We start from the raw sequence: 7949 nt of genomic DNA, 5'->3' as shown, positions 1-7949 counted from the left end.
TGGCAGCAGTGAGTGAGGGCTTGGCTTATTCGGGGCGTCCATATAAGGTTCTTACACCCAAGGGCATGGCAGGGGTACCCAGCCGCGCAGGGGATGGCTGCATGGGTCAGGGCTGCGGCTTGGCTCCAGGCAATAGCACTATCAAATCAATAGCTGCCAGCGCTTATGCAGCAAGCGCCAGTGCCGTTTTTGTCCATATTCCCACCCCAACAAGAGGCCCACGGGCATCCCTCTCACGGCCCAGCACCGGCGCGCTGGTGCGCATTCTCTTGCGCGGCCATGCGCACAGCGGCGTTCACCGCGCCATAGCCGTCGTAACCGCCCTCGCGCTGCACCACTTCAAAGAAGAAGCGGTCGGCAAAGGGTTCGGTGTAGGCGTGCAAAAAGCGCCCGCCGCCGGGCGACACATCGGCCACGATGTTCAGCGCCTGCATGCGGCGCACCAAGTCTTCATCCAGATCCAGGCGTGCCAGCAGGTCTTCGTAATAGTTGGGGCTGATGGGCAGCCACTTCACGCCATGGGCCTGCAAAGTCTGCACGGTGGCAAAAATATCCTGCGTGGCCAGCGCAATATGGTGCACACCCCCGCCCGATCGGCCCGTGGCCCGCACCTGCTGCGCCGTGCGCGTGCGCTGGCTTTTGGAGACATTGAGCACCATGCGCAGGCTGCGTTGGGCATTGCTCAGCGCGCAGCTGCGTACCAGCCCGAACGGGTCGGCCAGCTCCAGGCTTTCGCCCGCACTCAGGCCCAGGATGGACTGGGCAAACAGCGTCCAGGTGTCGAGCTGGTCGTGCGCCAACGCCAGCGCCATGTGGTCCACATGCGTGAGGCCGCCTGCCTGCGGCACCGGCGCGCGCGGCACGGGCGCCACAAAGTCGGCATCCAGCGTGGAGCCCGCGTGCACAAAGTGCACCACCGCGCCGCCGGGCGAGATGATGGCGGGCAGCTGCAGCTCGTTCGGCCCCAGCGGGCTGGTGTGCCGGGCCGACAGCAGGGCTGCTGCGCGGTTGGCGGCCTGCACCGGGTCGGGCGCGACCAGGCCCATGGCACACACCGACGGGCCCAGCTCGTCAAAGCGCTGGCGCGCCTCCGACCCCGGCTGGGTGTTGATGACGAACTGGATGTCGCCCTGGCAATACAAATCCACCGCCTTGCTGCGGTGGCGGCCCGTGTGCTCAAAGCCCAGGGCGGTGAAGGTGCTGGCGAGGGCCTGGCCCGCGGCCTCGTCCACACCAAATTCGATGAAGCTGAAGCCACCCAGCGGCTGCGCAGCGGGCGGCGCGGCCAAGTCCAGCCGCTGCAAGGCGCGGGTGGCGGCAGGGGCGCGGGCCTCGGCAGATGCGGCCTGCGTGCGGGCCGTCAGGCGGTTCTTGCATTCGCTCTCCAAAAACAGCAGCGAGCGCATGGCGTCCAGCGCCGTGCGGCGGTTGGGCGTTTCGCGGAACACGTCGTTGAAGATTTCGAGCGACAGGTTGCCGGTGTAGCCCGCCAGCAGCGCCTGCTCAAAAAACGTCACCACATCCAGCTGCCCCTGGCCCGGAAAGTTGCGGTGGTGGCGCGCCCACTGGATCACGTCCATGGCCAGCAGCGGCGCATCGGCCATCTGCACAAAGAAGATGCGGTCGCCGGGAATGTCGGCAATGCCCGTCGGGTCGTCGCGCAGCGACAGGGTGTGAAAGCTGTCCAGAATCAGCCCCAGGTGCGGGTGGTCGGCCTTCTCGACAATGTTCCACGCCTGCTTGTAGAGGTTGACCCACTTGCCCCAGGCCAGGGCCTCGTAGCCAATGCGCAGGTTGCGGCGGCTGGCGCGCTCGGCCAGCTCGTGCAGTTGCGCCGCCGCGCGCTCGGCATCGCCCAGCGATGCGGGCGAGGTGTTGGAGCACACCAGCATCAGCGGGCAGCCCAGCTCTTGCATCACATCGAACTTGCGCTCGGCGCGGTACAGGCTGCGGCGAAACAGCTCGTCGGGCATGCCTTCAAAGTCGCGAAACGGCTGGTACAGGTCAATGCCCAGGCCCAGGTCAGCGGCTTGCTGGCGCAGCTCGCGGGCGCTGCCGGTGAAGCTGATGAAGTCGGGCTCAAACAGCTCAATGCCATCGAAGCGCGCAGCGGCAATGGCTTCGAGCTTCTGGCGCAGGGTTCCGCTCAAAGAGACGGTGGCAATGGATCGGCGCATGGGTACACCTCGTGTCTCAGCAATCAATGGTTCAGAAAAGCCAAGGGCCGGGCACCGCGCCCCGCCCTGCGGGCGGCAGCGTCAATACTTGATTTGCGCCACAGCGCGCAGCTCATCGGCTGTGGCGGTGCCGTAGCCAAAGAATTCGAGGTAGGCCGGAATCATCTCGAACAGCATGTCGGTACCCACCTGCACGCCGCAGCCCTTGGCCAGCGCGGCTTGCAGCAGGGGCGTGTATTCGGTCTTCATCACCACTTCGCCCACCATGGCCGCAGGGTCGATGCGAGTCACATCAAACGGCAGCGGGTCGCCCTCTTTCATGCCCAGCGGCGTGGCGTTCACCACCACATCAAAACCGGCAGGGTCGTTGGAGCCCGTCTGCACCACCAGCTTCGGGTAATGGGTACGCAGGCGCTCGGCCAGCCCTTCGGCGCTGGCGGCACAGGTGTCATACAGGCTGATGTGGGCCACACCCTCGGCCGCGAGCGATGCCGCGATGGCCGAGCCTACGCCGCCCGCCCCCGACACGATCACCCGTGCCCCGCGCAACGTGCGCCCCTTGCGCAACAGCCCGCGCACAAAACCCGATCCGTCAAATTGGTCACCCAGCCAGGTGCCATCAGGCCGCAGCAGCAGTGCGTTGCAGGCCCCGGCAATGCGGGCGGTGGGCGTGATTTCATCGGCCAGCGACAAGGTGGTGACCTTGTGCGGCATGGTCACCAGGGCGCCCTTGAGGTTGGTCACACGCGCAAGCGCCGCCAGCGTGCCAGCATAGTCGCCGGGCTTCACGCCCATGGGCACCACCACGGCGTCAATCCCCCGCTTTTCAAACCAGGGGTTGTAGATCATGGGCGCCTTGAACGACTCCGTGGGGTAGCCCAGATGGGCAATCAGTTGCGTGGTGCCCGAGATCATGCGGTGTGCACTCCGCGCAGTACCCATGCCAGTGCAGGAGCCAGCGCCACCCCGCAGCCCCACCCCGCCGCCAGCCCGGCGGGCCCATGCGGCTTGGCGGGGGAGGTAGCGGGTGGTGCCAGCCGCTGCGGCTGGCCTGGAAGATTGGAAGTCATGCACATCCAGCACAGAAAAGTGCCTTGGTTGATGGGAAGTGCATGAAATGTACGAACTAGTACGTTATTCAATGATTAGGGCAAACCCTGAACTGCTGTGAACATGGGTAACGCGGTGTGCAGCGCGACTTGGGCGGGTTAGGTGCCAGAACCGCCAACCTACAGCGTTCAGGGATGGAGCCGCTTCGCAGCGTTTGAAGTCAGTCGCCGTTTTCGCTGGTACTCGCGCTGAATGCAGCGAAGCGGCTGTTGGACGCTTCAACTTTCCCCGGCCCGAGTGCCGGCTGGAGAAGGTACTGCTGCCATATCGTTTCGCGACCCAACTGGTACCCCGCAGCCGAGCCCCACTCAGTAACTTAGACTGACGGTTTCGACTCGTAGCGGTCGCTGGCGACCAAAGAAAAGCCGTCGCTCAGCGTTAACTGCAGTCATTCAAGATCGACGGGCTGAGCCACTGCTTCGAGCATGACCAGCCAATCGACTAACGACTTGTCAGTGGTGTATGGCACGAGCCTGCCCAAAACCCCTGCCATACTTGATCGGGTGTGGTTGATTTTCCTATCCGTTGGCTTCACCTGACCCCGTTTTTTTGCGACAGCCCTGCATGCTTCCCACTTCCCCTCCGTCCGCAAAACTGCTGCAACTGCTGCCCGAGGCGGTGGTGCAAACCGATGCGCTGTGGGAGATCACTTATCTGAATCCAGCGTGGCACAAGCTCACCGGCCATCCGGTGGCTGCGGCACTCGGCAGGTCTTTGCTGGAGTTCGTACACCCCGATGACGTCGGCACCATGCGTTCGGGCATGCCGGTGTTCCGCTTGCGCTTTGCCGACGCGGACTACTGCTGGGTGCGCCTGCAACTCCACCCCGAGACAGACGCAGCGGAGCGGGTGATCAGCCGCCAGGGTGTCCTGATCGAGATTGCCGACGTCACCGAACAGGTGCTGGTGGAGATTCGCCAGCGCTTTTTGCGCTTGCTCGAAACGATTGATGGCGTGGTGTGGGAGGCTGAGATCGGCGTGGGCAATACCTTTCTGAGCCCGCAGGTCGAGCGCTTGTTCGGCTACTCCGTGGAAGAGTGGCGGGCTGACCCGAACTTCTGGCGGGCGCATGTGCACCCCGATGATCTGGAGGAGGCTCTGCGCATCGACGATGCCGCCTACAACGCCACGCACAGCCATGCCTACGAGATGAGCTACCGGCTGATTGCCAAGTCTGGCAAGGTCGTGTGGGTGCGTGATCTGTGCCGCGCCGTGGTCGAGCCGGGGCGGCCGAACCGCATGATCGGCCTGATGATCGACGTGACCCAGCAGAAGAACACCGAGCTGGAGTTGTTGCGCTCCGAAAACCGCTATTCGCTGGCCACGCGCGGGTCCAACGACGGCATCTGGTACTGGGACTTGCGCACGGACGCGCTGCATGTGTCCGGGCGCTTTCACCAAATCGTCGGGCTGGGCAGCTTCGATCTGGTGCATAGCGGTGGCTGGCGCTTTCTGGAGCAGTTCATCGATCCCGAGGACCGCGCCCGAGTGCAGGCGGCCTACCGCAGACACCTGGCGGGGAACAGCCCGAACTTTTCGGTGGATTTCCGGGCGTTCCACGGAGATGGGCGGCTGGTGTGGGTCAACTGGCGCGGGCTCGCCGAGTTTGAAAACGGCATTGCGGTGCGCATGGCGGGGTCGCTCAGCGATCTGGCCGAGCGTGGCAGTTCCTACGATGCGCTGACCAACTTGCCGGGACGGCCGTTGTTCCGCGATCGCCTTGCGCAACTCATCGCGCTACAGCAGAGCGAGGCGGTGAACGATGATGGTAGGCCGACACGCGGCGAAACCACGATGTTCGCCGTGCTGCTGCTGGACCTCAATGGGTTCAAGGCCGTCAATGACACCTACGGGCACCATGTGGGCGACCAGCTTTTGCAACAGGTGGCGCGGCGGCTCGAATCCTGCGTGCGGTCGGTGGATCTGGTCGCCCGCATGAGCGGCGACGAGTTCAATGTGCTGCTGGAGTCCATTGACCCCGCGGAAGCCAGCCAACGCGCAGAGCAGATTGCCGCCGCCCTCGCAGCGCCTTATGTGGTCGGCGAACACACCGTGATCAGTGGCGCGAGTATTGGATTGGTCAGCAGTGCATCCAGGCTGGCGACGGTGGACGACTACCTGCGCGCTGCAGACGCCGCCATGTACCGGGCCAAAAGTCAGTCATCGGGCGTGTGCGTGTTTCAGTAAAAGATGGTCGAGGCAGACTTTCTGCGCGGCTGTCGCATGGCTCGTTGCACTCGGCCCCTTATGGCCCGGGCAGAACATGACCCTGCCCCCGTTTGATGCCAAAGTTCACTGCTGCGGAGACTGACTGAATGACCACAAACGGGCTTCGCAACGATGGGACGCCGCCATCACCGGATGCCTCAGTTCAGCCTGAAGCTGCCTGCCGGACAAACATGCTCGCCGGTTGCTCATCGCCGAAAACAGTCTTTATTCACGAACACCCGTACGCCGCCTCCCCCCGAGACGCAAACCCCACATACAACACCCGCACATGGTTGAGCCTCGACTGGAATAGCACAGCCTCATCCTCCTCCGGAGTCAGCACCACCAAATACCATGCGGCCTTGTCTCGCGCCCAGCCCGCATACTCCGGCACTGCGCCGCATGCCACCCGAAGCGCTGCATAGCGCGACAGCCACAAATCCCTCTCCCTTGCACCCCACCATGCCCAGCCGCTCCTCCGTTTCTCAGTTCTTCGCCATCAGAGCCCAGTGGCTTGTGTGGCTGTGCGCATTGGGTGGGCTGACGGCGCCCTTGTCGCGCGCGCTGCCCACAAACCATGTGCCTTGGCTGCAGTGGCTGGTGGAGCTGGCAGCGCATTGGCAGTGGATCTATGCCACGTTGGGCGCTGTGGCGATGGGCCTGGCGGCGTGGATGTTGCGGCGCAGTGCATGGCGGCTGGCTGTGCCCGCGCTGGTGGTGGCGGGGTCATTCGTGTGGCAGCCCGCTACCCTGCCCCCAGCAGCCGAGCCTGACATCGCCAACGCGAAGGTGCTGAAGGTAGGCACCGCCAACTTGAACCTGGACACCACCGACTTCACGCCGCTGCGGCAATGGCTGGCATCTGCCGATGCGCCGGATGTGGTGTTTTTGCAGGAATTCACCGAACTGGCCCAGCGTGCACTGGTCGATGACGCAGCCATTGCCGCGCACTACCCCCACCGCCTAGCCGTGCCGCAGTCCGACCCGTTTGGGCTGGCGATTCTCTCGCGCCACCCGCTGGCTGATGCGAAGGTGCTGCAGCCCGCCACGGACCTCGATACCCTGCGCCTGCGCGCCACGCTGCTGTGGAACGGCCAGCCCGTGCACCTGAGCGCCCTGCACCCCATGCCGCCCATCAGCAGCGCCTTTGCCCAGGCGCGCGACAAGGCGCTGGAGGATGAAGCCCGGCACCTGGCCCAGGCCGGCGGGCTGGCCGTGATGGCGGGTGACCTGAACACCACGCCCTGGGCGCGCGGCCTGTGGGGCACGGAGCAAGCGCAGATGCGCCGCGCAGGCCCTGGGGTGCCCACCTGGCCCAACGCCTGGGGCTGGCTGTCGGTGCTGCCGCTAGACCATGTGCTGGCCTCGCCGGGGTGGCAACTGGTGGAGGCACACACGGGGCCGGACCTGGGCTCGGACCACCGGCCGATGGTGGTGCGGCTGGTGGCGCGGTAGTCCCTAGCGACCTGCGGCCGTCAGCTTGCCAGCCGGGGCCGCCGCAGCGTCCACAGCGCAGCCGCCATCAACCCCACGCCCGCCAACTGCACGGGGCTGAGTGTGCGGCCATACACGGCCCAATCCACCAGCACCGCAGTGAGCGGGTACACAAACTGCAGCACTGCAATGCGACCCAACCCCAGGCGCGCCATGCCCGCAAACAGCACCACATAGGCCAGCCCCGTGTGCAGCACGCCCAGGCCCAGCAACCAGCCCCAGGCGGCGCCCAGCGGGGGCCAGCCCAGCACCCAAGGGGCCCAGGCCAGCGCCACCGCCCCCACCAGGCACTGCCACAGCGCCATGGCATAGGGGCTGATGGCCTTTTGCGTGTTGGCCAGCAGCGTGACGCCCGCGTAGCAGAGCGATCCGCCCAGGCACATCAGCACACCGGCCAGATAGCCTGGGCTGTGGCTTGCGGCGGCAGCAGCGGCTGCGCCATCGAGCAGCCCGGTGGTCAGCACCAGGCCCGCCAGCGCGGCCACCGTGGCCACCCATTGCAGGAGCGAGATCGCCTCGCGCAAAAACAGCGCGCCAAACACGATGACCCAGATGGGCTGGATGTGAAAGATGACCGTGGCCACGGCGATGGAGGTGCGCGGGATGGCCGCAAAGAACAGCGCCCAGTTCAGCACCATGAGCACGCCCGTGGCACAGGCCAGCCAGCGGGCTTTGCCGCTGAGCAGAAGCTCGCGCCCCCGCCCCGTGCCCAGGCACCACGCCAGCAGCGCCAGTGCGCCAAATGCACAGCGAAACCAGACGGTGACCAGTGGGTGCTGGCCCGCCTCTTCCACAAACACGCCGATGGTGCCCAGCAGCACACCACCAGCAATCAGCAGCCATTGGCCGTCGCGCTCGCGGGTGCTACTGTTGGCGGGCAGCGGTTTGGCGGCAAGGGGCGCTGTTGCCGTGGCGCGGGATGGGGAGTGATTCATGCCGCCGATGCTCAGGCTTTGCGGC

General features: G+C 65.4%; 6 protein-coding genes. 2 read left to right on the top strand and 4 right to left on the bottom strand.

Going from position 1 to position 7949, the window contains the following annotated elements; all coding sequences use genetic code 11:
• Positions 1–233: 233 nt before the first annotated feature.
• The 3 genes from IHV84_RS16150 to IHV84_RS16140 all read right to left on the bottom strand — a co-directional run bounded on the left by IHV84_RS16150 (position 234) and on the right by IHV84_RS16140 (position 3247).
• Positions 234–2177 carry a bifunctional sugar phosphate isomerase/epimerase/4-hydroxyphenylpyruvate dioxygenase family protein gene (locus tag IHV84_RS16150; RefSeq protein ID WP_198847615.1) on the bottom strand — a complete coding sequence of 648 codons (1944 nt, stop codon included), beginning with the start codon at positions 2175–2177 and terminating at the stop codon, positions 234–236.
• Positions 2178–2258: 81 nt separating this feature from the next.
• The gene (locus IHV84_RS16145) at positions 2259–3092 is read right to left on the bottom strand and encodes a shikimate dehydrogenase (protein WP_198847614.1); all 834 of its coding nucleotides are present in this window, start codon (positions 3090–3092) and stop codon (positions 2259–2261) included.
• Positions 3089–3247, bottom strand: a complete 159-nt coding sequence (locus tag IHV84_RS16140; protein ID WP_198847613.1) for a hypothetical protein — start codon at positions 3245–3247, stop codon at positions 3089–3091. Before IHV84_RS16140 ends, IHV84_RS16145 begins: the two co-directional genes overlap by 4 nt.
• A gap of 604 nt (positions 3248–3851) precedes the next feature.
• Between IHV84_RS16140 and IHV84_RS16135 the strand changes: the two genes are divergently transcribed.
• On the top strand, positions 3852–5474 hold the full coding sequence (locus IHV84_RS16135; RefSeq protein WP_198847612.1) for a sensor domain-containing diguanylate cyclase: 1623 nt from the start codon (positions 3852–3854) through the stop codon (positions 5472–5474).
• 483 nt (positions 5475–5957) lie between these two features.
• The gene (locus tag IHV84_RS16130) at positions 5958–6950 is read left to right on the top strand and encodes an endonuclease/exonuclease/phosphatase family protein (RefSeq protein WP_198847611.1); all 993 of its coding nucleotides are present in this window, start codon (positions 5958–5960) and stop codon (positions 6948–6950) included.
• 20 nt (positions 6951–6970) lie between these two features.
• On the opposite strand, the gene IHV84_RS16125 is transcribed toward IHV84_RS16130, so the two are convergent.
• Entirely contained in the window at positions 6971–7924 is a 954-nt protein-coding gene (locus tag IHV84_RS16125; protein WP_198847610.1) for a DMT family transporter, read from the bottom strand.
• Positions 7925–7949: the final 25 nt, after the last annotated feature.

Origin of the sequence: Acidovorax sp. IB03, from assembly GCF_016406015.1 — a bacterium.
GTDB classification, from domain to species: Bacteria; Pseudomonadota; Gammaproteobacteria; order Burkholderiales; family Burkholderiaceae_C; genus Acidovorax; species Acidovorax temperans.
This window is presented reverse-complemented; position numbering and strand designations above follow the sequence as displayed.